General features: G+C 64.7%; 26 protein-coding genes. 12 read left to right on the top strand and 14 right to left on the bottom strand.

Translation table 11 applies throughout. The features are described from left to right. Positions 1-110 precede the first annotated feature (110 nt). Genes AXW67_RS27225 through pxpB form a run of 3 tightly spaced genes read right to left on the bottom strand, consistent with a single transcriptional unit; the run spans position 111 to position 2,679 of the window. Positions 111-881, bottom strand: a complete 771-nt coding sequence (locus tag AXW67_RS27225) for a LamB/YcsF family protein (protein WP_063680371.1) — start codon at positions 879-881, stop codon at positions 111-113. Positions 882-913: 32 nt separating this feature from the next. Next, the gene (locus AXW67_RS27220) at positions 914-1,951 is read right to left on the bottom strand and encodes a 5-oxoprolinase subunit C family protein (RefSeq protein ID WP_063680370.1); all 1,038 of its coding nucleotides are present in this window, start codon (positions 1,949-1,951) and stop codon (positions 914-916) included. Then, positions 1,948-2,679 carry a 5-oxoprolinase subunit PxpB gene (gene pxpB, locus AXW67_RS27215; RefSeq protein ID WP_063680369.1) on the bottom strand — a complete coding sequence of 244 codons (732 nt, stop codon included), beginning with the start codon at positions 2,677-2,679 and terminating at the stop codon, positions 1,948-1,950. Before pxpB ends, AXW67_RS27220 begins: the two co-directional genes overlap by 4 nt. Before the next feature lie 249 nt (positions 2,680-2,928). Between pxpB and AXW67_RS27210 the strand changes: the two genes are divergently transcribed. The 3 genes from AXW67_RS27210 (at position 2,929) to AXW67_RS27200 (ending at position 5,012) form a co-directional block, all read left to right on the top strand. Then, positions 2,929-3,627 carry a ribonuclease activity regulator RraA gene (locus tag AXW67_RS27210; RefSeq protein WP_027550912.1) on the top strand — a complete coding sequence of 233 codons (699 nt, stop codon included), beginning with the start codon at positions 2,929-2,931 and terminating at the stop codon, positions 3,625-3,627. A 24-nt stretch (positions 3,628-3,651) separates the two neighbouring features. After that, positions 3,652-4,056: a (R)-mandelonitrile lyase gene (locus AXW67_RS27205; protein WP_027550913.1), complete on the top strand. Its 405-nt coding sequence runs from the start codon at positions 3,652-3,654 to the stop codon at positions 4,054-4,056. Positions 4,057-4,199: 143 nt separating this feature from the next. Continuing rightward, entirely contained in the window at positions 4,200-5,012 is an 813-nt protein-coding gene (locus tag AXW67_RS27200) for a class I SAM-dependent methyltransferase (protein ID WP_063680368.1), read from the top strand. 14 nt (positions 5,013-5,026) lie between these two features. On the opposite strand, the gene AXW67_RS27195 is transcribed toward AXW67_RS27200, so the two are convergent. Then, positions 5,027-5,914 carry a DUF2147 domain-containing protein gene (locus tag AXW67_RS27195; protein ID WP_063680367.1) on the bottom strand — a complete coding sequence of 296 codons (888 nt, stop codon included), beginning with the start codon at positions 5,912-5,914 and terminating at the stop codon, positions 5,027-5,029. 175 nt (positions 5,915-6,089) lie between these two features. Next, positions 6,090-6,869, bottom strand: a complete 780-nt coding sequence (locus tag AXW67_RS27190) for a transporter substrate-binding domain-containing protein (protein ID WP_027550915.1) — start codon at positions 6,867-6,869, stop codon at positions 6,090-6,092. Between the two features lie 117 nt (positions 6,870-6,986). Between AXW67_RS27190 and AXW67_RS27185 the strand changes: the two genes are divergently transcribed. Then, the gene (locus AXW67_RS27185; protein WP_063680366.1) at positions 6,987-7,484 is read left to right on the top strand and encodes a DUF1993 domain-containing protein; all 498 of its coding nucleotides are present in this window, start codon (positions 6,987-6,989) and stop codon (positions 7,482-7,484) included. Between the two features lie 107 nt (positions 7,485-7,591). Here the strand turns inward: AXW67_RS27185 and AXW67_RS43330 are convergent, their stop codons facing one another. The 6 genes from AXW67_RS43330 to AXW67_RS27155 all read right to left on the bottom strand — a co-directional run bounded on the left by AXW67_RS43330 (position 7,592) and on the right by AXW67_RS27155 (position 13,688). Further along, complete coding sequence (locus AXW67_RS43330) at positions 7,592-8,044, bottom strand: hypothetical protein (protein ID WP_063680365.1); 453 nt, start codon at positions 8,042-8,044, stop codon at positions 7,592-7,594. Between the two features lie 165 nt (positions 8,045-8,209). After that, entirely contained in the window at positions 8,210-9,199 is a 990-nt protein-coding gene (locus AXW67_RS27175; RefSeq protein ID WP_063680364.1) for a hydroxyacid dehydrogenase, read from the bottom strand. 34 nt (positions 9,200-9,233) lie between these two features. Further along, the gene (locus tag AXW67_RS27170; protein WP_027550919.1) at positions 9,234-10,334 is read right to left on the bottom strand and encodes an ABC transporter ATP-binding protein; all 1,101 of its coding nucleotides are present in this window, start codon (positions 10,332-10,334) and stop codon (positions 9,234-9,236) included. Positions 10,335-10,354: 20 nt separating this feature from the next. Beyond that, on the bottom strand, positions 10,355-11,266 hold the full coding sequence (locus AXW67_RS27165; RefSeq protein ID WP_027550920.1) for a carbohydrate ABC transporter permease: 912 nt from the start codon (positions 11,264-11,266) through the stop codon (positions 10,355-10,357). Continuing rightward, positions 11,266-12,204 (bottom strand): carbohydrate ABC transporter permease, encoded by a 939-nt coding sequence (locus tag AXW67_RS27160; protein ID WP_063680363.1) that lies wholly within the window; start codon positions 12,202-12,204, stop codon positions 11,266-11,268. The genes AXW67_RS27165 and AXW67_RS27160 overlap by 1 nt, the downstream gene beginning before the upstream one ends. A 143-nt stretch (positions 12,205-12,347) precedes the next feature. Further along, positions 12,348-13,688 (bottom strand): ABC transporter substrate-binding protein, encoded by a 1,341-nt coding sequence (locus AXW67_RS27155; protein WP_027550922.1) that lies wholly within the window; start codon positions 13,686-13,688, stop codon positions 12,348-12,350. Between the two features lie 515 nt (positions 13,689-14,203). Between AXW67_RS27155 and AXW67_RS27150 the strand changes: the two genes are divergently transcribed. Then, positions 14,204-15,001: a Spy/CpxP family protein refolding chaperone gene (locus tag AXW67_RS27150; protein ID WP_063680465.1), complete on the top strand. Its 798-nt coding sequence runs from the start codon at positions 14,204-14,206 to the stop codon at positions 14,999-15,001. 110 nt (positions 15,002-15,111) lie between these two features. Next, a complete protein-coding gene (locus tag AXW67_RS27145; protein WP_063680362.1) occupies positions 15,112-15,489 on the top strand; it encodes a response regulator in 378 nt (125 codons plus the stop codon). 293 nt (positions 15,490-15,782) lie between these two features. Here the strand turns inward: AXW67_RS27145 and AXW67_RS43325 are convergent, their stop codons facing one another. The 3 genes from AXW67_RS43325 to glk form a co-directional block, all read right to left on the bottom strand. After that, positions 15,783-15,938 (bottom strand): hypothetical protein, encoded by a 156-nt coding sequence (locus AXW67_RS43325; protein WP_201723725.1) that lies wholly within the window; start codon positions 15,936-15,938, stop codon positions 15,783-15,785. 146 nt (positions 15,939-16,084) lie between these two features. Then, positions 16,085-16,288: a hypothetical protein gene (locus AXW67_RS27140; RefSeq protein ID WP_027550925.1), complete on the bottom strand. Its 204-nt coding sequence runs from the start codon at positions 16,286-16,288 to the stop codon at positions 16,085-16,087. Between the two features lie 161 nt (positions 16,289-16,449). Continuing rightward, positions 16,450-17,424 (bottom strand): glucokinase, encoded by a 975-nt coding sequence (glk, locus tag AXW67_RS27135; RefSeq protein WP_063680361.1) that lies wholly within the window; start codon positions 17,422-17,424, stop codon positions 16,450-16,452. Between the two features lie 269 nt (positions 17,425-17,693). Between glk and pncA the strand changes: the two genes are divergently transcribed. The 6 genes from pncA to AXW67_RS27105 all read left to right on the top strand — a co-directional run bounded on the left by pncA (position 17,694) and on the right by AXW67_RS27105 (position 24,612). Continuing rightward, a complete protein-coding gene (pncA, locus tag AXW67_RS27130; protein WP_063680360.1) occupies positions 17,694-18,320 on the top strand; it encodes a bifunctional nicotinamidase/pyrazinamidase in 627 nt (208 codons plus the stop codon). A gap of 128 nt (positions 18,321-18,448) precedes the next feature. Beyond that, positions 18,449-19,463, top strand: a 1,015-nt coding sequence (locus AXW67_RS27125; protein WP_245315742.1) for an alpha/beta fold hydrolase, incomplete at its 5' end; no start/stop codon positions are given. A 145-nt stretch (positions 19,464-19,608) separates the two neighbouring features. Beyond that, on the top strand, positions 19,609-21,642 hold the full coding sequence (locus AXW67_RS27120) for an NAD(+) synthase (RefSeq protein WP_063680359.1): 2,034 nt from the start codon (positions 19,609-19,611) through the stop codon (positions 21,640-21,642). A gap of 218 nt (positions 21,643-21,860) precedes the next feature. Further along, a complete protein-coding gene (locus AXW67_RS27115; RefSeq protein WP_145927897.1) occupies positions 21,861-22,157 on the top strand; it encodes a hypothetical protein in 297 nt (98 codons plus the stop codon). Between the two features lie 53 nt (positions 22,158-22,210). Then, complete coding sequence (gene ilvD / locus AXW67_RS27110; RefSeq protein ID WP_063680357.1) at positions 22,211-24,061, top strand: dihydroxy-acid dehydratase; 1,851 nt, start codon at positions 22,211-22,213, stop codon at positions 24,059-24,061. A gap of 227 nt (positions 24,062-24,288) precedes the next feature. Next, entirely contained in the window at positions 24,289-24,612 is a 324-nt protein-coding gene (locus tag AXW67_RS27105; RefSeq protein ID WP_063680356.1) for a hypothetical protein, read from the top strand. Positions 24,613-25,628: the final 1,016 nt, after the last annotated feature.

Below are 25,628 nucleotides of genomic sequence, written 5' to 3'. Positions count from 1 at the left end.
GGTGGGCAAAGGCGCGCTCTTCGCGCGCCGTGCCCACCAACTTCTGCGCATGATGATTGCGAATGGTGGGCACGCTTTCGCTTCGCCCACCCTACAGCACCGAGCAAGTCTCACGCCCCGCGCTTGAACGGCGCCACGTCGATCCCCGCAGTCTTCAACGCCTGCCGCAAGCCGCGCGCGATCTCGACTGCGCCGGGCGTGTCGCCGTGAATGCAGACCGTATCCGTGCGCATCTTGATGATCTTGCCCGTCACCGAGACCACCGCGCCGTCCTGCACCATGCGCACCACGCGATCGGCGATCGCCTTGGCGTCGTGCAGCACCGCGCCGGGCTTCTTGCGCGAGACCAAATTGCCGTCGTCCTCATAAGCGCGGTCGGCGAACACCTCGTGCACCATCGGCAGGTTGGCGTCTTCGCCCGCCTTCACCAGCTTCGAATTGGCGAGCACGACGAAGATCAGGCTCGGATCGACCGCCTTGATGCCGGCGGCGATCGCCTTCGCCGTCATGTCGTCCTCGCAGGCGACGTTCGAGAGCGCGCCATGCGCCTTCACATGCGTCACCTTGTGGCCGGCGGCGGTGGCGATCGCCTGCAACGCGCCGATCTGGTAGGCGACGAGGTTCTCGATCTCGGACGCCTTCAAACCGACGATCGGATGCCGGCCGAAACCGTGCAGGTCGCGATAGCCGGGATGGGCGCCGACCGAGACGCCGCGCGCCTTCGCAAGCTCGACCGTCCTGCGCATGATGTCGGGATCACCGGCGTGGAAGCCGCAGGCGACGTTCACGGAGCTTGCAAGCTCGATCATGGCAGCGTCGTTGCCCATCTCCCACGCGCCAAATCCTTCGCCGAGGTCGCAATTGAGATCGATCGTCTTCATGGGTAGCCCTCCGCCTCTGGTCTTCGTGTCGATTACGGCTCCGCCGAAACCTGCCACGTCCCGGCATCGACAGCGTTCACCGCGTAGCCGGCGACATTAGCATCGTGCAGTGCCTCGATGTTGAGCGCGACCGTGTCGGCCGAGCGCAACCGGTCGGGCAGGCTGCGGATGAGCCGGGCGAACTTCCGCGCCTCATCCTGCGCCTCGGCCATGCTGACCTGCTTGAAGCGGAACGCAGTTCCCGCCGAGGTCTGCGCGAGCCGGCCGACATCGGCGGTGATCACGGTTGCGATCTTCGGATAGCCGCCAGAGGTGCCGCGGTCCATCATCAGCGCGATCGGCGCGCCATTTCCGGGCACCTGAATGCTGCCGTTGACCGTGCCGTCGGAGACGATGTTGTGGCCGTGCAGATGCTTGATCGCTGGACCTTCGAGCCGGTAGCCCATGCGGTCGGACGTCGCCGAGATCTTCCACTCGCTCGCCAGGAACAGCGCCTTGTTGGCCTCGTCGAACTCGTCGTCCTGCGGACCCAGCACGATGCGGATCGGGCCTTCGGCCGGCTTCGGCAGTTCAATCCGCAGTTCCGGCGCGCCGCTGGCGGCGTTGACTGTGAATTCATCGCCGGCCTGGAGCGGGCGCGGGTAGGGGCTGCCGAGGCCCGCACGGGCGTTCACCGCGAGGCTGCCGAACACCGGCTCGCCCCGGATCGCCCCTTCGATCGCGAGGTAGCTGAACGCGCCGCCGCGGGCAAAGCCGAGCGTCAGTGTCTCGCCATCCTTGAGTGTCACGGTTGTGTCCAGCGCCACCGCGCGCCCGGCGATGTCGGCATTGCGCGGCGCGCCGGCGAGCGCAACGCGAACGGCGCCGTCACGTGCCGTAAAGGACGCACCGAACGGGCCGATCTCGACGCCGGCCGCGAACGGCTCGTTGCCGACCAGACAATTGGCTGCGGCGAGCGCCAGCCGGTCCATCGCGCCGCTCGGCGTCAGGCCATAGCGCTGCGCACCTAAGCGGCCGCCATCCTGGACGGAGCTTGCGGGGCCGATGCTGGCGACGACGAGCCGGCTCATGAGGCCACCTGCTCGGCGATGAGCTCGCCCGCTTCCGCGGCGCGGTCCTGCTCCGCGAATGTCTTGTGGTCGATGGCAAAAAACGTCACGCGATCACCGGGTTCGGTGAGAAAGGTCGGGTTCCGGTGGAGTTGATAGGTGCGCACCGGCGTGCGGCCGAGCAGGTGCCAGCCGCTGGGGCCTGCCAGGCACTGGATGCCGGTCTGGATGCCGCCGATCGAGATCGTGCCCGCCGGTGTGAGCAGTCGCGGATTCTGCCGCCGCGACATGTGCAGCGATGTCTCCAGGCCGCTGAGATAGGACCAGCCCGGCGTGAAGCCGATCATGGCGACGCGGTAGTCGCCCGCGACATGGCGCGCGACGATGTCGTCGGGGGTGGTGTTGAGCGCTTTCGCGACGTCCTCGAGATCGACACCATGCTCGCCGCCATAGGCCACCGGAATGCGCCAGCGCCGCGCTTTCGCGCTCGGCGGCAACGGCTGGCTGGCGAGTGCGAGCAGCTTTTCGCCGAGCGCATCGAACCCGATCCGGCCCGGATCGTAATGCACCAGCAGCGAGCGATAGGTCGGCACGGACTCGGTGATGCCATCGATGCCTGCATCGGCGAGCGCTTTGTCGAGCGCCAGCACGCGCTGGTTGGCGTCGTCGTCGATGGTCCGGCTGAACTCGACCGTGACGGCACTGTCGCCACTGGGCAGGAGGCGGGGCGGGGGAAGCGTCGCGGCCATGAGCTGTCGAAATCGTGCTGTCGAAATCGGCTTCTTGGAGAGCGCGGCCTCAGCCTTGAGTTCCGCGTCACCCTGCTTCGCGTAAATGCGCCCGCAAGTCCAATAAATTAATGCAGGGGTGCTCGATAAAGCCTTGTTATCGCATCGCATAACAGCCCTGCGGGCGTCGTTTATGGCCCTTGACGGAAAGCTCGCGCCTCGCAAGATGCGCGGCGTCCTTTCCCGCCCATCCGGAGCTCGTCTGTTTCCATGTCGCTATCCCCCGAAGCCCGCAAGACCCTCGCCGGCATCACCACCGCCACCATCACCACGGTCCTGCTCAAGAAGGGCCTGCGCAACGTGTGGATGCGCGGTGCACGTCCGCTGCGCCCCGGCTTGCCGCGCCTGGTGGGACCGGCGTTCACGCTGCGCTTCGTGCCGGCGCGCGAGGATCTGGCGACGCCGGAATCCTGGTCGTCGCCGATCTCGACCCGCACCGCGATCGAAGCGATGCCGGAAGGCTGCATCGCCGTGGTCGACGCAATGGGCATCACCGATGCCGGCATCTTCGGCGACATCCTCTGCGCGCGCATGGTCAAGCGCGGCGTCACCGCGCTCGTGACTGACGGCGTGGTGCGTGACGTCGAGGGCGTGCTCGGCACCAATCTTCCGGTCTGGTGCGACGGCTATGCCGCGCCGCCGTCCGTCGCGGGGCTGACCTTCGTCGGCTGGGGCGAGCCCATCGGCTGCGGCGGCGTTGCGGTGTTTCCGAACGACATCGTGGTTGCGGATCAGGATGGCTGCGTGCTGATCCCGCAGGCGATGCTCGATCACGTGCTCGCCGAGGGCGTCGAGCAGGAACGCATGGAAGCCTGGATCGTCAACGAGGTGAACAACGGCGCCGTGTTGCCGGGCCTCTATCCCATGAACGCCGAGACCAAGGCGCGCTACGCCGCAAGCAAGAAGTAACGACAAACCAAGCGAGGTCATTCCATGGAAATCCACGTCGCAGGCACGCGGCCAACCCGCCGCGCGCCCAAGGAAAACTTCACCGGCACCGTGTTGCAGGACCCCGTGATCATGGCGCCCGCGCCAGCTCGGCTGAACTGCTCACGCGTGTCGTTCGAGCCGGGCGCGCGCACCAACTGGCATCACCATCCGCTCGGACAGACGCTCTACGTGATCTCGGGCGTCGGCCGCGTCCAGTCCAAGGGCGGCCCGATCCGCGAGATACGCCCGGGCGACACTGTCTGGATTCCGCCGGGGGAATTGCACTGGCACGGCGCTTCGCCGACCAACGGCATGACCCACATCGCCATGCAGGAGGCGCTCGACGGTGTCTACTCGACATGGCTTGAGCCGGTGACGGACGCCGAATATTCGGCGCCGGTGGGCTAGCAGCAACTCTCTCTCCTGCGCCGGGCAAGACGCATCGCCTCAAGGCGATGCGTCGCCGATCCAGGGCCCGGAACTTTCGGTGCAGCGATTAAGATCACTGGGTCCCGGCGTGGCTCAAGGGTCATTCGCGGAGGGCAGGCACGATGCCAGAGTCCGACAAGGTGTTCGCCGGCTCGGTTCCGGAAAACTACGACCGCAATATGGTTCCGCTGATCTTCCAGCCCTATGCCGACGACATGGCGCGCCGCGTCGCCGCGCGCGCGCCGAAGGCGGTGCTGGAAACGGCGGCGGGAAGCGGCGCAGTCACGCGCGCCGTCGCTGCCCTCCTGCCGCCGGATGCGACTTACGTGGTGACCGACCTCAATCAGCCGATGCTCGATCATGCAAAGCTTCGGCAGGGCGACGATCCGCGCCTGAGCTGGCGCCAGGCCGACGCGCAGGCGCTGCCGTTTCCGGATGGCTCATTCGATGTCGTGTGCTGCCAGTTCGGCGCGATGTTCTTTCCGGATCGCATCAAGGGCTATCAGGAGGCGCGGCGCGTGCTGAAGCCGCGGGGCGTTTTCATCTTCAACGTCTGGGACCGGATCGAGGACAACGTCATTGCCGGAGACGTCACGGATGCACTGGCCGAATTCTTTCCAGATGATCCGCCGCGATTCCTTGCGCGCACGCCGCACGGATATCACGACACGGCCCTGATCCGCCGCGACGTGCTGGACGCAGGATTTTCAGGCGTGACGATTCAAACACGGCCCGATCGAAATCGCGCCATCTCGGCGGAGCTTGCCGCGATGAGCTACTGCCAGGGCACGCCGCTCCGCAACGAAATCGAAGCGAGGCGTCCCGATGCGCTGGAAGCTGCCACCGCCCACGCGGCAAAGGTGATCGCCGCGCGGCATGGTGACGGCGAGGTGGTTGCGAAAATCCAGGCGCACGTGATCGAGGCTGTGCCCTAGACCGCAGGCGCCCTTCAGTTCACGCGCGTCCAGGTTTGGCCGCCGCAGAACATGCCGCCGAAGGCGCAGCCCTGCACGCGCAGGCGGTCCGTGCCCTTCATTGCGATCGTGGAATCGTAGGTCGAGCCGGAGTTGGGATCGAGGATGCGGCCAGACCATTTCTGGTCCTTCCCGGGCTTCATGTTGATCAGCACCTGCTCGCCGTTCTGGTTCGATTTGGTATCGACCGAATAGCCGCAGAGATTGGTGCCGCATTGCTCGATGCGGACCTTGCCTTCCTTCTCCTCGGTGAGCCAGACGCCGAGCGGTGAATTGAGATCGCGCGTCGGCGCAGCGGTTGGCGCCGGCGTGGCCGCGGCGGCCTGAACGGGGGCGGGCGCCGGAGCAGGCGGAGGAGGCGGCGCCGGGGGCGTGGCGGCTACAGCCGGTGGCGGTGTCACCGCAGGCGCAGCCTGCTGCTCAGCCGCGGCAGGTGCTGGAGGCGGCGCGGGCGGAGGCAGCACGGCCGTGTCGGCCGGCGCATTGTTTGCGGTCGTCGTCGGTGGCGGGGCAGGTGGCGCTGAAGGCGGCGCTGCAGCGGCGGGCGCAGGTACGGGAGCCTGCTCGGGCGCGGGCGGTGTTGCCACGACCGGCGCGGGAACGGCTGGTGCCGGAGCCGGAGTTGCGGCCGGCGGTTGCGGATCGACCTTGGCCTGCTGCGGCGTCTGCTGATCCGGCTTGGTCTCGTTCTTCTTGGCTTTCTTGGCCTTGCCCTGTCCGGTGTTGTCGTAGACGCCGGGGATCGAGACCGTGCCGCGGTCAGGATCGATGCGGATGGTGCGACCGCCATATTCGAAGGTGTACTGCGCCTGCGCCGCCGTGCTCACCAAAAGCAATGCCGCTGTGGCCAACAGCTTCCTCATGTCCGTCTCCTGAGCAGGTGGTCCCCGCAGCACCGACGCTTACGCCTCGGTCTGAACTCAAAACGTGATCTAGATCACTGTCTCCGTATGAGTCGTCCTCTCACCGATCTGGGTTCAATACCCCCGTAGCAGGTCCGAAATTAGGCCGGCGCCGGGCATGGACATCGCGAGGGATCTAGTCGAACCAGGCGGCGTAGATCTTCCTGTAGCTGCCGTCCTCCATGGCGATGTGCAGCCACTGGTCGACGAAGGCCTTCAGCGCCATGTCGCGCTGGAGCCAGTAGGCCTTCTCGGAGAAGTCGAACGGCTTCTCCGGATGCACCGCGCAGAGTACGCCGGCGTGCTGCTTCTGCTGGTAGCGGGTCTCGGAGGCGTCCGTCATCATCAGATCGGCGTTGCCCTTGGCGATCTCGTCGAAGATCACGGTGTTGTCGGAAAAGACGTTGATCTCGGCATCCCTGATGTTGGCGCGCGCGAAGCGTTCATTGGTGCCGCCGGGATTGACGATCACGCGGGTGCCCTTCTTGTCGATGTCGGACAGCGTCTGGTACTTGCCGACTTCTGAGCAGCGCGCGATCGGCGTCTTGCCCTCGCGCATGATCGGCGTGGAGAAGAAACCCCTCTTCTGGCGGTCGAGCGTGACCGACACGCCGCCCATCGCGATATCGAACTGGTCGGCCTCGAAATCCTTCGTCAGATTCGGCCAAGCCGTCTTTACGAATTCCACCTTGACACCGAGGGCCTTGCCCAGTGCCTCGGCCATATCGACGTCGAAGCCGCGGAATTGCTGCGTGGTCTTGTCCAGATAGGTGAAGGGCTGGTAGTCGCCGGTCATGCCGACGCGCAAGGTGCCACGCTTGACGATCTCGTCGAGGCGCGAAGGCGCCTGCTGCGCCTGCGCCGAGAAATTCGCCAGCAACACCACGGCCAAGGCCGCCAAGAATCGAACGAGCATGTCTTTTCCACCCCTGCGCGAGCTGTCATTGTGCAGCTCTTGAAGTGTGGATTTAGACCAGATGCCAGCCTCTGGCGAGATGGAATTGGCAAGGAGAAGCCGGACGTGACGATCTCAATGTACGACGCCTCGGTCGGCGTCTTCGCCCCGCATTTGCGTAGCCTGTCCGGACTGCTCGACAAGGGCGCGGCCCATGCCGAAGACCGCAAATTCGACTCCGCCATCCTGCTCGGCATGCGCCTGTCGCCGACGATGTACGATCTGGCGCAGCAGGTTGGCGAGGCCTGCCGTCATGCCATAGTCGCCTCGGCTCTCCTGGCGCGGCGCGAGCCGGCTCTGCTGCCGGCGCTGGAGCATGACATGGCCGGACTTCAGGCGCGCATCGCGACGTCGATCGAATTCATCGAGAGCCTGCCGCGCGCCGAGATCGATGCCGCGGCGGAGCGGAACGTTGCCTTCAGGCTGAAGAACGGGACTGAGCTGCCGTTCACCGGGCGGACGCTGCTGCTGACCTTCAGCGTGCCGCAGTTCTTCTTTCACCTGACAACGGCCTACGACCTCCTGCGGCACGCAGGCGTCGAGCTCGTGAAGAGAGATTTTCTCGGCCGGCGTTAGAGCATGATCCGGACCCGAAGGGCCGCGCTAGCGCAAAGTGTGCAGCGGTTTTCCCTCGCGACAAACGCGGAACGCGTTTGCGCGGAGATCATGCTCAAACAATAGGCCTAGGCTTCGCCTTTGCGCTCGAACTCGGCGACCGAGCTGCGGCCGGCGATCTCGCTGCGCAGCGCCTCGAAGCGCCGATGCGCCTCATCCTCATGCTCGTCGACGAACCGCACCGCGGCCTCGCTCGTCATGGGGCCGCTGATCACGGGCGCGGACTGCTCGCCGATGGTCTCGTGCACATAGAATTGGCCGTCCTCGCCGCGGTGAACCGTCCATTTGAGACGGATCGCCACCATCGGCCCGGGACCGACCTTGCTGTAACCCTCGGTATCGGTGGGCTCCGGCACCAGGGGCTGTTCGTCGACGACTGGATGCTCATCGGCGGCAGCATCGGTGGGAGGATGTTCGTCGGTGGCCGGCTGCGCGACCTCGCGGGTGGGGGAGGGCTCGGAGTCTTCCAGAATGCTGGCGATGGTCGCCAACGCATGATCGGTCGGGTCGATTTCTGACAAGGGTCCATCCTCCAGCTCGACGCGGCCGGCAAATCTGTCCCACTGCCGGCGCGATGGAACATATTAGGCGCTTTTGATTAAGGCTGAGTTTGGGCTCGATCTGCACCAAAATGGGACGCATTCTGGCGCTCCGAAGGCGGGCGGATGTGCCGCCCGCCGTTCGGCCTAGCCCAGCACGTCCTGATTGATGATGTTCTGCCGGATCGGATCGCCGTCCAGCACACTCAGGATGTTGCGCGCGGTCTGCTCGCTCATGCGGTTCACCGCCTCGACAGTGACGCCGGCGACGTGCGGCGCCATGATGACGTTCGGCAGTGCGAACAGCGCATTGCTGACCGGCGGCGGCTCCACCTCGAACACGTCGATGCCGGCACCAGCGAGCTTGCCCGACACCAGCGCATCGTACAGCGCCTGCTCCTTCACGATGCCGCCGCGCGCGGTGTTGATGAGATAGGCCTTCGGCTTCATCCGGCCGATCCGCGCCGCGTCGAACATGCCGACGGTTTCCGGCGTCTTCGGACAGTGGATGGTGACGAAGTCGGCGTGGGGCAACGCGGCGTCGAGATCGGCGACCGGCTCGCAGCCGGCGGCCTTGATCTCGGCGGCCGGCTTATAGGGATCGTAGACCTGCACGTTCATTTCCATCGCCAGGCAGCGCTTGGCGGTGCGCGTACCGATGCGGCCGAAGCCGACGATCAGGGCGGTCTTGCCGTAGAGATCGAACGGCAGCATGCCGAGCCGGTCGGCCCATTTGCCGTCCTTGACGCAGGCGTGCATCTCGTTCGCGCGCTTGGCCAGCGTCAGCATCATGAATAGCGCCTGCTCGGCGACCGACGGCGAGTTTGCCGAGCCTGCCACCATCAGCGGCACCTTGCGGCGGGAGAGGGCGGGAACGTCGACCGCGTCGTAGCCGACGCCGATGCGGGTCACCACCTTCATGTCCCTGGACGCTTCGAGCTCGGTCTCGCCGAAGGCGGTGGCGCCGAGCGCCACGCCGTGGACCGGCGCATGGCTCTTCAGCATCGCCTCGAAGTCCTTGGCCGAGATCAGGTTCGGAAACTCGACCAGCTCGATATCGTCCCGCTGGGTAAGAAGGGCGCGTGCCCCCTGCGACAAAGTTTGTGTAACGAAAATCTTCTTCTTGTTGGTCGCCATCGTCTCCTGCCTGCGCGAGTTTCTTGTCCGGTCATCACAGCACGACGCCGGTCGCCTCGTTTAGCAGGTGCATATTGTTGAGGTCCATGGCCAAACGCATGGGAGACCCGTCCTTGGCGCCGGCGTTGGGGTTGACGCGGCCGCAGATGGGTGTGCCGTCGAGCCCGAAATAGACCAGCGTCTCCATGCCCATCGGCTCGGTGACGTCGAGCACGGTTTCGAATGTCTCGACGCCCGGCTCGAGGTGCGCGTGCGACTCGGTGAGGTGCTCGGGCCGGATGCCGAGCAGCAGCTTCTCGGTACGCGGCAGCGCGTTGTAGCGGGCGGCGCGGGCCGGCGGCAGCGCAAAGGCGATGCGGTCGGTCAGGCGGATCTGGAGGGTGCCACCGACATCCTCCAGCCGGCAGGGAAGGAAATTCATCGCGGGCGAGCCGATGAATCCGGCCACGAAGCGTGTCGCCGGCTTGTGGTAGAGCTCGTTCGGCGTGCCGATCTGCTCGATGCGCCCCTTGTTCATCACCACGACGCGATCGGCGAGCGTCATAGCCTCGACCTGGTCGTGGGTGACGTAGACCGTCGTGGTGCGCACCTTCTGGTGCACCTTCTTGATCTCGATCCGCATCTGCACCCGCAGCTTGGCGTCCAGGTTGGACAGCGGCTCGTCGAACAGGAAGACCTTGGGATTGCGCACGATGGCGCGGCCCATCGCGACGCGCTGGCGCTGGCCGCCGGAGAGCTGCTTCGGCTTGCGGTCGATCAGGTCGGTAATGTCGAGGAGCCGGGCGGCTTCCGTCACCCGCTCCTTGATCTCGGCCTTGGGATAGTGCTTCAGGCGCAGCCCGAACGACATGTTCTCGGCGACCGTCATGTGCGGATAGAGCGCGTAGTTCTGGAACACCATCGCGATGTCGCGGTCCTTCGGCGGTACATCGTTGACGACGTCGCCACCGATCAGGATATCGCCGTCGCTGATGTCCTCGAGGCCGGCGATCATCCGCAGCGTCGTCGACTTGCCGCAGCCCGAGGGCCCCACCAGCACGATGAACTCATGGTCGGAGATTTCAAGGTCGATGCCGCGCACGGCTTCAACATCGTCGTAACGCTTGATGACCTTACGCAAGGAAACGTCAGCCATGAAACTGCAACCTCTCGATATCAACCCTTTGTCGCACCGGCGGTCAGGCCGGCAATGTAGTAGTCCATCAGGAAGGCGTAGATGACCAATGGCGGCGCGGCGCCAAGCAGAGCGCCTGTCATGATCTGCCCCCAGTTGAACACGTCGCCCTTGATCAACGTGGTGGTGATGCCGACTGGCAGCACGAACTGGTCCACAGAGGTCGTGAACACCAGGGGATAGAGGAACTGGGCCCAGGAGACGGTGAAGGCGAAGATGGTCGCGGCGATCAGGCCGGGCAGGGCGACGGGAATGAAGATCCGCGTCAAGGTCTGGAGCCAGGAGGCGCCGTCGATGAGGGCGGCCTCATCCAGCTCCTTCGGGATCGACGCGAAATAGCCGATCATGATCCAGGTGCAGAACGGCACCGTCAGCGTCGGGTAGATGAACAGCAGCACGTACCATCTGTTGAGCAGCGTGATGCCGGTATAGTCCTGAAAGACCGCGAGCATCTTGAACAGCGGAATGAACAGGAGGCTGTCCGGGATCAGGTAGGTGAGGAAGACGCCCGTGGCGAGCGTCGCCGAGCCCCAGAACTTCATCCGCGCCAGCGCGAAGGCCGCGGGGATGCTGATCAGCATCGTGATGATCACGACCGCGATCGCCACGACCGAGGAATTCCAGAAGAAGCGTAGAAACTGGTTCGATGTCAGGAGTTCGACATAGTTCGACAGCGTCGGGTGGAACACCCACCATGGGTTGGTCGCCGCCGATATTTCCGCACTGCTCTTCAGCGAGGTGATCAGCATGTAGACCGGCGGCGTCAGAAAGAAGATCGCGAACAGCACCAGGAAGAAATAGGACCAGCGCAGTGCCCAGGTCCGATCCCGGCTCATGCTGCCATACTTGACCTTGCGTGACGGTCCGGCCTTGTCGATTGCGAGCGTGCTCATCAGGCTTCGTTCCCGCGTTTGGAGACATCGCGCAGGATGAAGATCGCTGCGACGGCGAGGATCGGCACCATGAACAACGAGACGCAGGCGCCGAGCGGAATGTCGTTGCTCTGGATGCCGACCTGGAACGCCCAGGTAGCGAACAGATGCGTCGTATCCAGCGGGCCGCCGGAGGTCAGGATGCGCACGATGTCGAAATTGGCGAACGTCACGATCAGCGAGAACAGTGTGGTGATGGCGATGATGTTGCGCATCATCGGCAGGGTCACGTACCAGATCCTCTGCCACCAGTTGGCGCCGTCGATTGCCGCAGCCTCGTAGAGCTGGTCGGGCACGGATTTCAGCGCGGCGAGATACATGATCATGAAGAACGGCGCGCCGTACCAGACGTTGACGAGGATGACAGAGAAGCGCGCCCAGAAGGTGTCGCCGAGCCAGGGGATCGGGCCGACACCGAAGAAGGAAAGCGTGTAGTTGAAAGCGCTGTAGGACGGATCGAACAGCCACAGCCAGGCGAGCGTGCTCATCGCCGGCGGGATCACCCAGGGCACCAGCAGCATGCCGCGCCATTTGCGCTGGCCCTTGGCCGGGATGTTGTGGACGAAATGCGCGACGATGAAGCCGATCAGCGCCTTGAAGATCACGGCGGTGATCGCGAAGATGCAGGACTGCTGCACCACCATCCAGAACGTTTCGCGCTTGAACAGGAAAGTGAAGTTGCCGAAGCCGACGAACTTCGTCATCGCCTTGTTCAGCGTTGCGAGGTAAACCGAGTAGAAGGCAGGGTAGAGCACGAGCAGAATGATCAGGAGGATCAGCGGCAGCGTCAGGAAGAACGCCACCGTCGATTTTCGCCCCAGCGCATTGCGCAGGCTTGTTCCCTTGCGCGCGCCCGCCGCACGGGCAACGCGACCTCGCTCAACGACGACATCGGCCATGTCAGCTTCCTTTGGTCAGCTTTCTCGTAAACTGTCCAACCGCGAGGCCAGCCGTATGGGCCAGCTTCGCGATCACGCGGATCGGATGACGGGGATGAGGGCGGCTCACGCAAATGGCGTCAACCGCCCAGGCACACCCCGGCTCAGCTCCGCATGAAGCCCTCGCACTCGCCCTCGGCCCAGGCGAGCGCCTGTTCCATCGTCTCGCCCCGCGCAAAACGCAGCGCCATCTTGGTCAGCGTCGCCTGGAAGTAGATCTGCTGCGCGATCTTGGGCGGCGCCGGCGACGCTGCGATTGACAGCGTCTGATGGTTGTAGGGATTCGGGTAGTGATAGAGCGTTCCCTTCGGCGGCCCTTCTTCCGCCCACGTCTTCAACGTGGTGAAGTTCGCGTAGGCCGGCAGATCATAGCCGCCGCTCACCGCAACGAATTTCTCGATCGACGCCGGCGCGGACAGGTGAACGAGCAGGCTCTTGGCTGCCTCCTTGTTCTTGCCGAAGCTCCAGACACCCCAGAAATAGGGCAGGTACGGTGCAAACCGGCCCTTCGGACCGGCGGGGAAGCCGTGCGTCCAGCACTGCTCGGCGACCTGCGGCGCATCGCGCTTGGCGACCGCCCAGGCGCTCGGCGGATTCAGGATCATCGCGCCACGGCCGGAGATCAGCCACTTGTTGTTCGAGGCGTCGTCCCAGGACGGCGCGTCTGGCGGCAGGACCGCGATCAGCTTCTTGTAGAATTCCATCGCCTGGCGAACCGAGTCGGTCTTCACCGTGATGTCGCCCTTGGCGTTGACGAGCTCGGCGCCGAACGACTGGAAGATCGCGCCCGCGGTATCGACACTGTCGGTGGTCTCGCCGAGACCAATACCGAACGCAAAGCCGGCCTTCTGGCAGGCCTCGGCCGCCTTCAGGAACGTCTCCATTGTCCAGTTGTCCGCCTTGGGCGGGCTGCCGGCCGGGTACATCTCCTGCACGTCGATGCCGGCATGCTTCTTCATCAGATCGATGCGAGAGCAGGGGCCCTTGATTTGGCTGCCGGGCGTTGCGGGCACTGCGAGCCATTTGCCGCCTGACTGTCCGAGATATTTGACGGTGCCGTTCACCTCACCGTTCTGCTTGATCAGCGGCTCCATGACGTCGTTGAGCGGCTCGAGATTCTCGGAATAGGCCTGCGGCCACCAGCTCGGCATCTGAAGAATGTCATGACCGGACTTGGCCTGGGCTTCGGCCGCGGCGGTCAGCTCGATCTTCTTGTTGTTGCTGGTGATGTAGTCGATGGAGACCTCGACCTTTTCCTTCGCGGCCCATTCGTTGACGAGGTCGGTGGAGGCCTTGTTGGCGCCGGGCACCCAGTGGTCCCAGAAGCCGATCGAGAGCTTGCCGGCGGCATAGGCTCCGCGCACGTAGGGCGCTGTGATCAGCGCCGCGGAGGACATCGCAGTGGCAGCTACAAATTGGCGTCGCGTCAGTTTCTTGCGTGACATCTCGTTTCCTCGCTTGGGTATTTATTGTTGGAGTTTCCTCTTCGTGCCTTGTCTGAGTTTCTTGTTTTGAGTTTCTTGTTTTGATTGTCTTTTTTGGTCCGTCGCCCCAAAGATTCATCACTCAAGGCGCGGACGTTGGTAGCGCGATCAGACCATGATTGTTTGCATCTGTCGAGAAACCCGAAGGGATCATTGTCTAGAACTAACGTTGTGTCCCGCGCGATGGCCACACCCGCGCGAGCTCGCGCGGCGGAATGAAGCGCATCGGTTGATTTTGCGACGCACACTGCGGATGAAGCCGGCCGACAATGATCCGTGCGCAATTACGCCGCAGTTCCGGATAAGCCTCTATAACCGCTTCGCGTGAAAGGCTTTTCGGACGTGGACAGGAAATGCCTGCGTCTGGACCTTGGCGCGGTGACAACGATAGAGTTCCGCCCGGCAGATGCCTGCCATCCTCAACGCCAAAGCCAATTCAGCCAAGCCAAGATCAAGCCAAGATGATGGAGACCAGAATGATCACCCCAGCGCCGCAAGCGCGGCTTCGCCTGCGAGGTTGGTTCGCGCTCGGGTCCGTGCTCGCGTTGCTGCTCGGCGCGGCCGCGGTCGCGAATGCACAAGGTTTGGTCAAAGGCGTTCAGGACGGCGCCGCGGCCGGCAACAAGGCGGCGGGTCCCGTCGGCGGCGTGCTGGGCGGTGCGATCGGCGGCGTGGTCGGCGTCTTCACCGGCGTGCTTGGCGTCGGCAACAACAACAGCAATCAGGCGCCGGCAGCCAAGGACGCTAACAAGGACGCCAAGCAACCGGGTGCCGGCAAGGACAAGGATGCCAAGGACGCGAAGAGCGCCAAGGCAGGCAAGAGCGCCAAGGCAACCAAGGAAGCCAAGAACGCGCCCCAGGACAACAAGCAGGACAATAAAGATGTCACCGTTCTCACCCAGAACGCCGCGCCGCAACTCACCGCCGAGCAGATCGTCGCCAACAGCGACGCGTATATCGAGCGGATCAAGACCGAATTGAACCTCACCCCCGACCAGGAGAAGCATTGGTACGGCTTCTCCAGCGCCATGCACTACCTCGGGCATAATGGTGCAGAGCGGCTCAACCTGCGGATTGCGCGGGCCAAGCGGGATCCGCCTGACGACATCGTCGAGCAGATGCGCAACGAGGCGCAATTCCTGATCGACCGCGCCTCCGACCAGCGCAATGTCGCCGACGCCGCCGAACCACTCTACTCGAGCCTCGATGATAAGCAGAAGGAAGTCTTCATCCAGGAGATGGTGCGCCTGAGCCATGAGCGCGGGCTGGATTGATCAACTTGAATCGGATCGGGCGCGCCCGAATTAACGGCGCGTGCCACGAATTCGTGAATCCTCCCGCAACCTCGGTTATGATTAGCTTCGTGTGATGCTGCGGGGTTGACATGGCTGGCGGACTCTCCGTTTTCCTGGTTGAAGACGAGGCGTTGATCCGGATGATGATCGCCGACATGGTGGAGGAGCTTGGCCACCACGTCGTCGCGGAGGCGGACAACGTCCGGGATGCCAGCGCCTTTGCCATGACGGCGCAGTACGATTTCGCCATCCTCGACATCAATCTCATGGGTGTCTACGTCGACCCGGTCGCCGATCTGATCGAGCGGCGCGGCAAGCCGTTTCTGTTCGCGACGGGCTACGGGCCGGAATTGCTGCCCTCGTTGCTCCGGCGCAGACCGATCCTGCGCAAGCCGATCTCCATCGACCAGCTCAAGGCGATGATCGACTCGCTGTTTCCGGAAGGGGCCGCCAGGGTCCCGCACTGACCGCGCCTGATCCGCGCGGGCGGCGAATAGCCGGGCAGCCTTGCCCTGGGGTAGGTGAAAGGCGCGGTGCCCGGCTATCCTGCCGCAGCGGCGCGGCCCGCTGAATTCGTCATTGGAACTTGAAGAAAAGCAGACCGATTCGCGCCCGACTCATGGCAGTCTCGCGGCCATGTCGGGAACCCGCGCCGCCGCGACCGGTAACGGCGGGTGTTAGGTAGGTCAGTGCTTCTGCCATAGCGCAACAAGAAGGCCGCCCGGAGGGCGGCCGTTTGAGCTCGAAAGCTCGGGTCGTGTTACATCAGGCCTGCACTGAGATCGATGCCCTGCGCCATGAGGTTGAACGAGGCGAGGAGACCCGCGCAGCAGAACAGGAAGACGGCCTTGAAGGAGTAATCGCCCGACCGCGTTTCGACGCCGGCCGGAATGGCGGCAAGTGAAATCATGCTCATGTTCATTCCCCCCTGTGGTTGCCCCTGAATTGGATCAGGTGGGGAGAACTTCTAGAGCAAAAAGTTTTATCCGGGATTGCGAAGGATCCTTAATGGAATCGCAATCGATCGTCCGCTTGCGCGAGCGACGCCAAGGTCAGCAAGTCTCAGTTGCGGCCGGCTCTGAGCACCGTGGCGATGGTTTGCGCGGTCATCGCGGCGCGGTCCGAGGCACGCTGCGCAGCCAGCCGATCCCTGGCCTTCTCCTCGATCAACAGCTCGATCAGGGCGAGGCGCTTGTCCTCGTCGTCCGCTTCGCACAGCAAACGGTGATACCGATGGTAGTCGAAGCCCAAATCCTGTTTGGGCAGGTCCTGCTTACGCATGTCGCGCCCCGCACACACGCCACGTAGGGTTGAATTGTTTCTCAGTGGAAACGCACAGGCAAGCGCGATGCTGCTGGGAAGGCAGTATCCGAGACAATGATCTGTGAATTACTCGCTGCCAAGCCGCAGCATCGGCACGGTGCGGCTCAATCGACGTTGTGATCGGCAAACATCTTGAGCCCGACGAAGCTCGCATCGGGCTTTATGACGAGCCAGCTTGGGATGTTGTGCAGGTAGTCCTGGAAGCGGCCCTTGGCCTCGAAGCGCGCCCGGAACGCGGACGCCGCGAGGAACTCGGGAAAACGCGGCGCGATACCGCCGGCGACGTAGACGCCGCCGCGGGCCCCGAAGGTCACCGCGAGATTACCGGCGACCGAGCCGAGGATGGCGCAAAACATCTCCAGCGTGGCGCGGCTAATGCCGCAGCTGCCGTCAAGCGCCGCCTTGGTGATGTCAGCCGCGTTGCGCTTCGGCGCCTCGGCGCCGTCGACCTCGGCGACCGCCTCGTAGAGGGTTTGCAGGCCGGAGCCGGACAGCGCGCCACGTTCGATCGAGACATGGCCAAAGCGCTGGCGCATGCATGCGATCACGCGCTCCTCGCGCTCATTCTCCGCCGGCAGGGTTGCATGTCCCGCCTCCGTGACGACTGCCAGCCGCACGCCGTGGCGCTCGACCAGGCAGGAGACGCCAAAGCCGGTCCCGGGCCCGATCACCAGCAACGGCTCTCCGGCGAGGCCGCCTTGGCCGCCGAGTGGGATCAGGTCGGCCGGCTGCAAGGCGGGCAGGGACCAGGCCACCACCTCGAAATCGTTGAGCACGTGCACGCTGTCGAAGCCGAGTGCCGGTTGCAGCTCATTGCCGTCGATGACCCAGGGACTGTTGGTCATGACGCAACGATTATTGGTCACGGGACCTGCCACGGCCAGCACGGCCCTTTTGGGCTGCTCGCCACTGGACCGTCGTGCGAGGACGTCGCTGATGGCCTCCCGGACGGTCGGGAAGTCGGCGACCTTCACATAGTCGATCGCTCCGATCTGATCGCCCCGGCTCAGCGCGAAGCGCGCGTTGGTGCCGCCGATATCGGCGAGAAGAATTGTTTGTCCTGTCTTGCCGATACTCATGGCGATGCGGCTGCCGCGGCCTTGCCGGCTACGGGAACCTTTGCCTCCGTTGCTTCAATCCGCAATTTGGCGGAGGGTGAGAATCCGCCGTCGAGCGTGGGTAGTCAACACGAACGAGGCCAAACCGTTGCACCCGCGAAAGGATCGAGCAAATCATTCCCGCGACATGGACGCGCGCGGCCAATGAGGCGGTTGCGAACCGGCGAGGGAAGATCGACATTGGGGGAGATCGGCGCCCGTCACGCCGGACGCACGCGAATGAGGCCACGATGAAGATCTCCGACCGCGACGTGCTGCTCGTGATCGACGTGCAGAACGACTTCTGCACCGGCGGGGCGCTTGCCGTTCCCGGCGGCGAGAAGGTTGTCCCCGCCATCAATCGCATCGCCCAAAAATTCGACAATGTCGTGCTGACCCAGGACTGGCATCCACGCGATCACGTGTCCTTCGCGCCGAACCACGCGGGCAGGCAACCCTTTCAGACGATCGAGCTCGACTACGGCACCCAGGTGCTCTGGCCCTCCCATTGCGTGCAGGGCACTGCCGGCGCCCAATTCCATCGCGATCTGGACGTCACCCGGGCCAGCCTCGTGGTGCGCAAGGGGTTCCGCCGCGGCATCGATTCCTATTCGGCGCTGTTCGAGAACGACCACAGGACGCCGACGGGGCTACTCGGATATTTGCGCGAACGAGAGCTGAAGACGGTCTTCGTCGCGGGGCTCGCGCTGGATTTCTGCGTGCGCTTTTCGGCGGAGGATGCCCGCAAGGCGGGTCTTCAGGTTGTGGTCATCGAGGATGCCTGCCGCGCCATCGATCTCGACGGCTTGGTCGCCGCGACCCATCAGAGTTTTCGCGAGCTCGGCATTTCCGTGGTCAGCCTCGAGGCGTTCTTATGACGGTGATGGACTAGTCGTGGCGGAGAAAACCGGCAAACAGCCGACCGGATCGGCGCATGTCCCTGATGATCCCTTGCTTTGGCCGTTCGCGGCGGCACGGCTCGCCATGGACGCCTGCTTGTGGTGGNGTGGCTCGAGCGCGAGCCGGTGGAGCAGGGCGACGACAGCGGCCTGCCGTGGACCACGCCAAACACTGTCGCGCTGGAGCTGCCCACCATGCGCCTACGCCGTTGCGGCAGCGGGACACGATCCGGCCAGCCGGCCCTGGTCTGCGCGCCCTATGCGCTGCATCGGGCGCTGATCGCCGACTTCGCGCCGGGCCACAGCGTCGTGGAGGCCCTTCAGCATGGGGGCATCGATCGGGTCTATCTCACCGATTGGCGCTCGGCATCATCGGAGATGCGCTATTTCTCGATCGACAGCTATCTCGGCGATCTCAACGTCGCCGTCGACGAGATCGGCGCGCCCGTCGATCTCATCGGCCTGTGCCAGGGCGGCTGGCTGTCGCTGATCTATGCGGCGCGCTTTCCCGCCAAGGTACGGCGGCTGGTGCTGGTCGGCGCGCCGGTCGACCTCTCGATCGACTCCGCGCTGTCGCGACTCACCCGCAATGCGCCCGAGATGATCTACGACCAGCTCGTGGCCCGCGGCGGCGGCAATGTCAGTGGCGAGGAGATGCTGAGATTCTGGTCGAAGGCGCCGAGCCCCGACGACATCGCGGCGGCGTTGCAGAAGGACCTCTCCGATGAGGAAGGCGCGGCGCTGCGTGAGCGCTTCGACCGTTGGAACGCCGAGACGCTCAATCTGCCCGGCACCTACTATCTCCAGATCGTCAACTGGATCTTCCGCGAGAACCGGATCGCGGCGGGCACTTTCACGGCGCTCGGCCGCGAGATTCATCTGAAGGACGCCAAGGTGCCGGTCTTCCTGCTGGCCGGGCTCGACGACGAGGTGGTGCCGGCAACGCAGGCGCTGGCCATCGCCCATCTCATCGGAACGCCGCCGGCCTTCGTCGCGGCGGCCTCCGAGCCCAGCAATCACCTCGGTCTGTTCATGGGGGCGCGGACCCATGCCCATGCCTGGCCGCGGATCGCAAAGTGGTTGCGGGACGATCTGACCGGTGTGCTGGCGCGCAGCGCCTGATCCGGGCGAAGGGCGGGCGGAAGTGCAAATCCGTTATGCATGACGGCGAATGGTCTGCACGGGCCTATGCCGATGGGCTAAATATGGCCTGAGATCGCGCGGCCGGACCACGCCTCCCGATCTAAGAAGGAATTAAGGGTACGCGATGAGCTTCCACTCGATCTACGCCCACGGATTTGCCCGCGTGGCGGCCTGCGTGACCACCTCCCATGTGGCCGATCCCGAGGCCAACGCGAAGGCCATCGTGACGGCGGCGAAGGCCTGTCACGCGCAGTCGGTGGCCGTTGCCGTGTTTCCCGAGCTGTGCCTGTCCGGCTATGCGATCGAGGACCTGGTCAAGCAGGATCCGCTGCTCGATGCTGTCGAGCGCGGGCTCGCCACGATCGTCGAGGCATCGGCGGCCCTGATGCCTGTCCTGACCGTCGGCGCGCCGCTGCGCTTTGGCGCACGGATCTACAATTGCGCCGTCGTCATTCATCGCGGCGGTATCCTCGGCGTCGTGCCCAAGACTTATCTGCCGACTTATCGCGAGTTCTATGAAGGACGGCATTTCGCCTCCGGCGCCGGCATCGTCGGCGAGGCGATTGCAATCGGCCAGCTCCGCGCGCCCTTTGGCGTCGATCTCCTGTTCGCGGCGGAGGACGTTCCCGGCCTCAGCATCGGCGTTGAGATCTGCGAGGACATGTGGATCCCGGTGACGCCGGCCTCGGAGCTCGCGCTTGCGGGGGCCAGCGTCCTGATCAATCTGTCGGGCAGCCCGATCACGATCGGCCGGGCCCGTTCGCGCGCGCTGCTCTGTCAATCGACCTCCGCGCGCTGCCTCGCGGCTTATGTCTATGCCGCGGCCGGGGCGGGGGAATCGACCACTGATCTCGCCTGGGACGGCCAGACCTCGATCTACGAGAACGGCGTGCTGCTGGCCGAGGGCGAGCGGTTCCGGCAGGATGGCCAGATCACGCTCGCCGACGTCGACCTCGACCTGCTGCGGCAGGAACGCGCGCTGATGGGAACGTTTGACGACAATCGTCGCCAGCGCGAGGGCTTTTTCCGCAAGGTCGGATTCGCCTTGAAGCCGCCGGCCGCGGACATCGGCTTCCTGCGCAAGGTCGAGCGTTTTCCGTTCGTGCCGAGCGACGAGAGCCTGCTCGAGCAGGATTGCTACGAGGCCTACAACATCCAGGTCGCCGGACTCGTGCAGCGCATGCGCGCGACCGGCACCAAGCGCGTCGTGATCGGCGTCTCGGGCGGCCTCGATTCCACCCACGCGCTGATCGTCGCCGCCAAGGCGGTCGACCTGCTCGGCCTGCCCCGCAGCAACATCCTCGCCTACACCATGCCGGGCTTTGCCACCGGCAGCGAGAGCAAGACTAATGCGCTGGCGCTGATGAAGGCGTTGCAGGCGAGCTCGCAGGAGCTCGACATCCGCACCACGGCAACGCAGATGCTGAAGGACATCGGCCATCCCTTCGGCAAAGGCGAGGCGGTCTACGACATCACCTTCGAGAACGTGCAGGCGGGACTGCGCACCGACTATCTGTTCCGCCTTGCCAACCATAACGGCGGTATCGTCATCGGCACCGGTGATCTCTCCGAGCTTGCGCTCGGCTGGTGCACCTATGGCGTCGGTGACCAGATGGCGCATTACAATGTCAATGCCGGGGTGCCGAAGACGCTGATTCAACATCTGATCCGCTGGGTGATCGCGTCGAAGCAGTTCAGCGACGACGTGAACAAGACGCTTGCATCGATCCTCTCGGCCGAGATCTCGCCCGAGCTGGTGCCGGTCAAGCCGGGCGAGAAGCCGCAGAGCACGGAAGCTTCCGTCGGGCCCTATGAGCTGCAGGATTTCAACCTGTTCTACACGCTGCGTTTCGGCATGCGACCGTCCAAGATCGCCTTCCTGGCGCTGCATGCCTGGAAGGACGTCGCCAAGGGCGAGTGGCCTCCGGCATTCCCCAGCGATCGGCGCAGGGCCTATGACCTTGCGGAGATACGGCGCTGGCTCGAGGTGTTCCTGCGGCGCTTCTTCGCCTTCAGCCAGTTCAAGCGCTCGGCCATGCCGAACGGGCCAAAGGTCTCGGCCGGCGGCTCGTTGTCCCCGCGCGGCGACTGGCGCGCGCCGTCAGACTCCAGCGCTGCGGCCTGGCTCGAGGATCTCGCACGGAACGTGCCGAACTGAAAAGGGCAAGACGACTAAAACAAGTCGACTTACCAGGCGGCCCAAACGAGATCGCGCCGCACGGCTCATAAAGCCGGCGGCGCGACGCTGCGTTCAATCTAGAAGATACGAGGTCCGGAGTGCCTAGGAGTCCGGACCTCGTAACCTTGCCCCAGCCTTCAAATCCCCGCCCCATGCGGCCCCCCAGCCCCATGTCGCGCGATCAGAGGGTGATGCCCTTGTGGCCGCCGATCGATGTGCGCGATGTACGTGAAGTCTCGATAGGATTCCATTCCGGATCACTACGGACACAAATACCGTTGCGCTCGCGGCTCATCATGTGCATCCGCATCTTGCAACTGACGCATCCGAACGTTCAGGCGTGCATCCTCGTCTTCATCAAGGCGCTCGCGACGTTCGGCTTCGAGGCTGCGCCCGGAGCAGGGGAGGCCTGCGCAAGGCTGCTTCCGCCCGGTCCGGGCCAAGTTCTCATTGCACCCCGTGGCCCCGTGCGCTATCCGGCCGGAAAGGCCTGAGGCGGCTTCCAAATTTCCCCCGCCCGGCCCACCCAACGAGGACGGAAACCGCCATGCCAGCCTATCGCTCCCGCACCACCACCCACGGCCGCAACATGGCAGGCGCCCGCGGCCTCTGGCGCGCGACGGGCATGAAGGATGCCGATTTCGGCAAGCCGATCATCGCTGTCGTCAACTCCTTCACCCAGTTCGTTCCCGGCCACGTCCACCTCAAGGATCTCGGCCAGCTCGTGGCGCGCGAGATCGAGCAGGCCGGCGGCGTCGCGAAAGAGTTCAACACCATCGCGGTCGATGACGGCATCGCCATGGGCCATGACGGCATGCTCTACAGCCTGCCGTCGCGCGAGCTGATCGCCGACAGCGTCGAGTACATGGCGAATGCGCATTGCGCCGACGGCCTCGTCTGCATCTCCAACTGCGACAAGATCACGCCCGGCATGCTGATGGCGGCGCTGCGCCTCAATATTCCCGCCGTGTTCGTCTCGGGCGGGCCGATGGAGGCCGGCAAGGTCAAGCTGCAGGGCAAGACCAAGGCCGTCGACCTGATCGACGCCATGGTCGCTGCGGCCGACGCCAAGGTCAGCGACGACGACGTCAAGGTGATCGAGCGCTCGGCGTGCCCGACCTGCGGCTCCTGCTCGGGCATGTTCACGGCGAATTCGATGAACTGCCTCACAGAGGCGCTTGGCCTCGCGCTGCCCGGCAACGGCTCCGTGGTCGCAACGCACGCCGACCGCAAGCGGCTGTTCGTCGAGGCCGGCCACACCATCGTCGATCTCGTCCGCCGCTACTACGAGCAGGACGACGCCTCCGTGCTGCCGCGCAATGTCGCGAACTTCAAGGCGTTCGAGAACGCGATGACGCTGGACATCGCCATGGGCGGCTCGACCAACACCGTGCTGCATCTGCTCGCCGCCGCGCATGAGGGGCAGGTCGAGTTCACTATGCGCGACATCGACCGCCTGTCGCGCCGCGTGCCCGTGCTGTGCAAGGTCGCGCCGTCCGTTGCCGACGTCCATGTCGAGGACGTGCACCGCGCCGGCGGCATCATGGGCATTCTCGGCGAGCTCGATCGTGCCGGGCTGATCGACTCCTCGGTTTCGACCGTGCATGCGCCGACGATGGCGGACGCGCTGGAGCGCTGGGACGTCAAGCGCTCCAAGAGCGAGGCGGTGCGCACCTTCTATCGCGCTTCGCCCGGCGGCATCCCGACCCAGGTCGCCTTCAGCCAGGAGCGCCGCTACGACGAGCTCGACACCGATCGCGAGAAGGGCGTGGTGCGCGATCTCGAGCACGCCTTCAGCAAGGACGGCGGCCTCGCCGTGCTGTACGGCAACCTCGCGCAGGACGGCTGCATCGTGAAGACCGCCGGTGTCGATGCCTCGATCCTGAAATTCTCCGGCCCCGCGCGCGTGTTCGAGAGCCAGGACGCCGCGGTGGAAGGCATTTTGGGCGGCAAGGTCGTTGCCGGCGAGATCGTGGTCATCATCTACGAGGGCCCGCGCGGCGGCCCCGGCATGCAGGAGATGCTGTATCCGACGAGCTATTTGAAATCGATGGGCCTTGGCAAAGCCTGCGCGCTCGTCACCGACGGCCGTTTCTCCGGCGGCTCGTCCGGCCTGTCGATCGGCCATCTGTCGCCGGAAGCGGCTGAAGGCGGCAACATTGGTCTGGTGCGTACCGGCGACCGCATCGCGATCGACATTCCGAACCGCAGCATCAGCCTGGAGATCTCCGACGAGGAGCTTGCCAAGCGCCGTGCGGCGGAAGAGGCGAAGGGCGATGCCGCCTGGCAGCCAACGAACCGCAAGCGCAACGTCTCGACCGCGCTGCAGGCTTATGCGGCGCTCACCACCAGCGCCGCGCGCGGCGCGGTGCGCGAGGTGAAGCGGCGCGGCAAGTAAGCGCCACATCGTCCGCGCTCCGCGGATGGTCAACAAGGCCTTAGCGATCGGCAGGAATTTGCCGGTCGCGTTAGGGATGCCCCGACGAACTTCGGCAGCTTTGGATTTCGCGGCGTATACTTGTCGGCGCCGACTTTCGGATCCAAATCATTTCGGGCAACTGGGGCACCACCAATATGTCTCGTACTCTCGCTGTCGTTTTCGCAACGGCCGTCGTTGCCATTTCCATGACGGGCGCAGCCTCCGCCGGCTGCTACAATTGCTACACGCCGCCGCCCTGCACGACCTGCTATCAGCAGCAATACGTCGCGCCGCAGTATCGCACCGTCGATGAGACCGTGATGGTCTCGCCGGGCGCCGTGGTCGCGCACCGTTCACCGGCGCAGTATCGCACCGTGATGGTGCCGCAGACCGTGATGGTCGCGCCCCCGAGCGTCCAGTACGAGCGCATCCCGCCGCAATACGCCACGCGCCAGCGCGTCGAGATGGTCTCGCCGGGCTATTCCTACTACGCCCCGGTGGCGATGGGCTGCGCCTCCTGCGGCTACTGACGCCAACGCAACGATCAAGGTTTCACGCGGCGCTCGTCTCGGGCGCCGCGTTTTCTTTTGCTCGGATGCTAGTCTGCTTTAGCCTCATAGGCGCGGATCAGGGCGAGGTTCTTCAGCACGCGCTCCGCCGCTGACTCCTGTTCGGCATCGTCCTCGCCGTCCCGACAGGAGAGGCGGCCCGCCTCATGGTCGGCGAGGTCCTGGCGATCGTTGTCTACCACCCAACGAAGGCGACCGATGGATTTCATCGAAATCTCCACCGCAATAGCGGTGGCCCGGCACACTGCCCCCGCCGAAACGCATGCCGGGCCTAGCCNGCCAGTCCGCCCGCTGGTCGAATCTGACCGGCTGGCGTCGATCTTGGGGCAAAATTGTGACTCTGAAAATTGCTCGGCTGCAACACTCGATAGCTTTCTGCGGGCAGCAGCCTGCTACGGAATGGTGCCATGCATTGGCCGCCAACAGGCCAGAATCGCAACTGCAATTAAGCGCGTCTCGGATGCGGTCGGTTTTCGTGCTGGTTCGATCGAAGTCCGTGACTCCCGCTCCATCGCTAATCAGCCCCCAGCCCCAGCGATGGAGCGGGGCAGGAATTCGGAAGCCGTCACAACCACGGAAACTCTCTGCCGGGTTTGCCCCGCCGCCCCGGGGACGAGCGTCAGCGTGTCAGGCAAACCGCAGCCCCTTTGGCAACGCGGCCCCGTGCAGCGACCTCGATGAATGCAAGCGACGATTCCGACCGATGGCAATCACGCTCCACGTCGCCGGGCTCCGTCGTTGCGCACCGCACGCTGGTCGGAGGATCGCACCGTGATGGTCGCGCCGCCGAGCGTCCAGTACGAGTGCATCCCGCCGCAATACACCATGCGCCAGCGCGCACTACGCCCCGGTGCAGATGGGCTGCGCCTCCTGCGGCTACAGGCGTCAACGCAGCGATCACAGGGTTCGCGCGGCGTTCATATGGGCGCCGCGTTTTCTTTGCAGAGATAATAAGCGAGGCCCGGACGTGGAGGGGA

The sequence above is a fragment of the Bradyrhizobium neotropicale genome, assembly GCF_001641695.1.
Classification (GTDB): Bacteria; Pseudomonadota; Alphaproteobacteria; order Rhizobiales; family Xanthobacteraceae; genus Bradyrhizobium; species Bradyrhizobium neotropicale.
This window is presented reverse-complemented; position numbering and strand designations above follow the sequence as displayed.

What these genes read in the sequence shown, in the direction of transcription:
- AXW67_RS27225 (WP_063680371.1), bottom strand. Translation starts at nt 881, where the DNA reads ATGAAGACGATCGATCTCAATTGCGACCTCGGCGAAGGATTTGGCGCG.
- AXW67_RS27220 (WP_063680370.1), bottom strand. Translation starts at nt 1,951, where the DNA reads ATGAGCCGGCTCGTCGTCGCCAGCATCGGCCCCGCAAGCTCCGTCCAG.
- pxpB (WP_063680369.1), bottom strand. Translation starts at nt 2,679, where the DNA reads ATGGCCGCGACGCTTCCCCCGCCCCGCCTCCTGCCCAGTGGCGACAGT.
- AXW67_RS27210 (WP_027550912.1), top strand. Translation starts at nt 2,929, where the DNA reads ATGTCGCTATCCCCCGAAGCCCGCAAGACCCTCGCCGGCATCACCACC.
- AXW67_RS27205 (WP_027550913.1), top strand. Translation starts at nt 3,652, where the DNA reads ATGGAAATCCACGTCGCAGGCACGCGGCCAACCCGCCGCGCGCCCAAG.
- AXW67_RS27200 (WP_063680368.1), top strand. Translation starts at nt 4,200, where the DNA reads ATGCCAGAGTCCGACAAGGTGTTCGCCGGCTCGGTTCCGGAAAACTAC.
- AXW67_RS27195 (WP_063680367.1), bottom strand. Translation starts at nt 5,914, where the DNA reads ATGAGGAAGCTGTTGGCCACAGCGGCATTGCTTTTGGTGAGCACGGCG.
- AXW67_RS27190 (WP_027550915.1), bottom strand. Translation starts at nt 6,869, where the DNA reads ATGCTCGTTCGATTCTTGGCGGCCTTGGCCGTGGTGTTGCTGGCGAAT.
- AXW67_RS27185 (WP_063680366.1), top strand. Translation starts at nt 6,987, where the DNA reads ATGTACGACGCCTCGGTCGGCGTCTTCGCCCCGCATTTGCGTAGCCTG.
- AXW67_RS27175 (WP_063680364.1), bottom strand. Translation starts at nt 9,199, where the DNA reads ATGGCGACCAACAAGAAGAAGATTTTCGTTACACAAACTTTGTCGCAG.
- AXW67_RS27170 (WP_027550919.1), bottom strand. Translation starts at nt 10,334, where the DNA reads ATGGCTGACGTTTCCTTGCGTAAGGTCATCAAGCGTTACGACGATGTT.
- AXW67_RS27165 (WP_027550920.1), bottom strand. Translation starts at nt 11,266, where the DNA reads ATGAGCACGCTCGCAATCGACAAGGCCGGACCGTCACGCAAGGTCAAG.
- AXW67_RS27160 (WP_063680363.1), bottom strand. Translation starts at nt 12,204, where the DNA reads ATGGCCGATGTCGTCGTTGAGCGAGGTCGCGTTGCCCGTGCGGCGGGC.
- AXW67_RS27155 (WP_027550922.1), bottom strand. Translation starts at nt 13,688, where the DNA reads ATGTCACGCAAGAAACTGACGCGACGCCAATTTGTAGCTGCCACTGCG.
- AXW67_RS27150 (WP_063680465.1), top strand. Translation starts at nt 14,204, where the DNA reads ATGATCACCCCAGCGCCGCAAGCGCGGCTTCGCCTGCGAGGTTGGTTC.
- AXW67_RS27145 (WP_063680362.1), top strand. Translation starts at nt 15,112, where the DNA reads ATGGCTGGCGGACTCTCCGTTTTCCTGGTTGAAGACGAGGCGTTGATC.
- AXW67_RS43325 (WP_201723725.1), bottom strand. Translation starts at nt 15,938, where the DNA reads ATGAGCATGATTTCACTTGCCGCCATTCCGGCCGGCGTCGAAACGCGG.
- glk (WP_063680361.1), bottom strand. Translation starts at nt 17,424, where the DNA reads ATGAGTATCGGCAAGACAGGACAAACAATTCTTCTCGCCGATATCGGC.
- pncA (WP_063680360.1), top strand. Translation starts at nt 17,694, where the DNA reads ATGAAGATCTCCGACCGCGACGTGCTGCTCGTGATCGACGTGCAGAAC.
- AXW67_RS27120 (WP_063680359.1), top strand. Translation starts at nt 19,609, where the DNA reads ATGAGCTTCCACTCGATCTACGCCCACGGATTTGCCCGCGTGGCGGCC.
- ilvD (WP_063680357.1), top strand. Translation starts at nt 22,211, where the DNA reads ATGCCAGCCTATCGCTCCCGCACCACCACCCACGGCCGCAACATGGCA.
- AXW67_RS27105 (WP_063680356.1), top strand. Translation starts at nt 24,289, where the DNA reads ATGACGGGCGCAGCCTCCGCCGGCTGCTACAATTGCTACACGCCGCCG.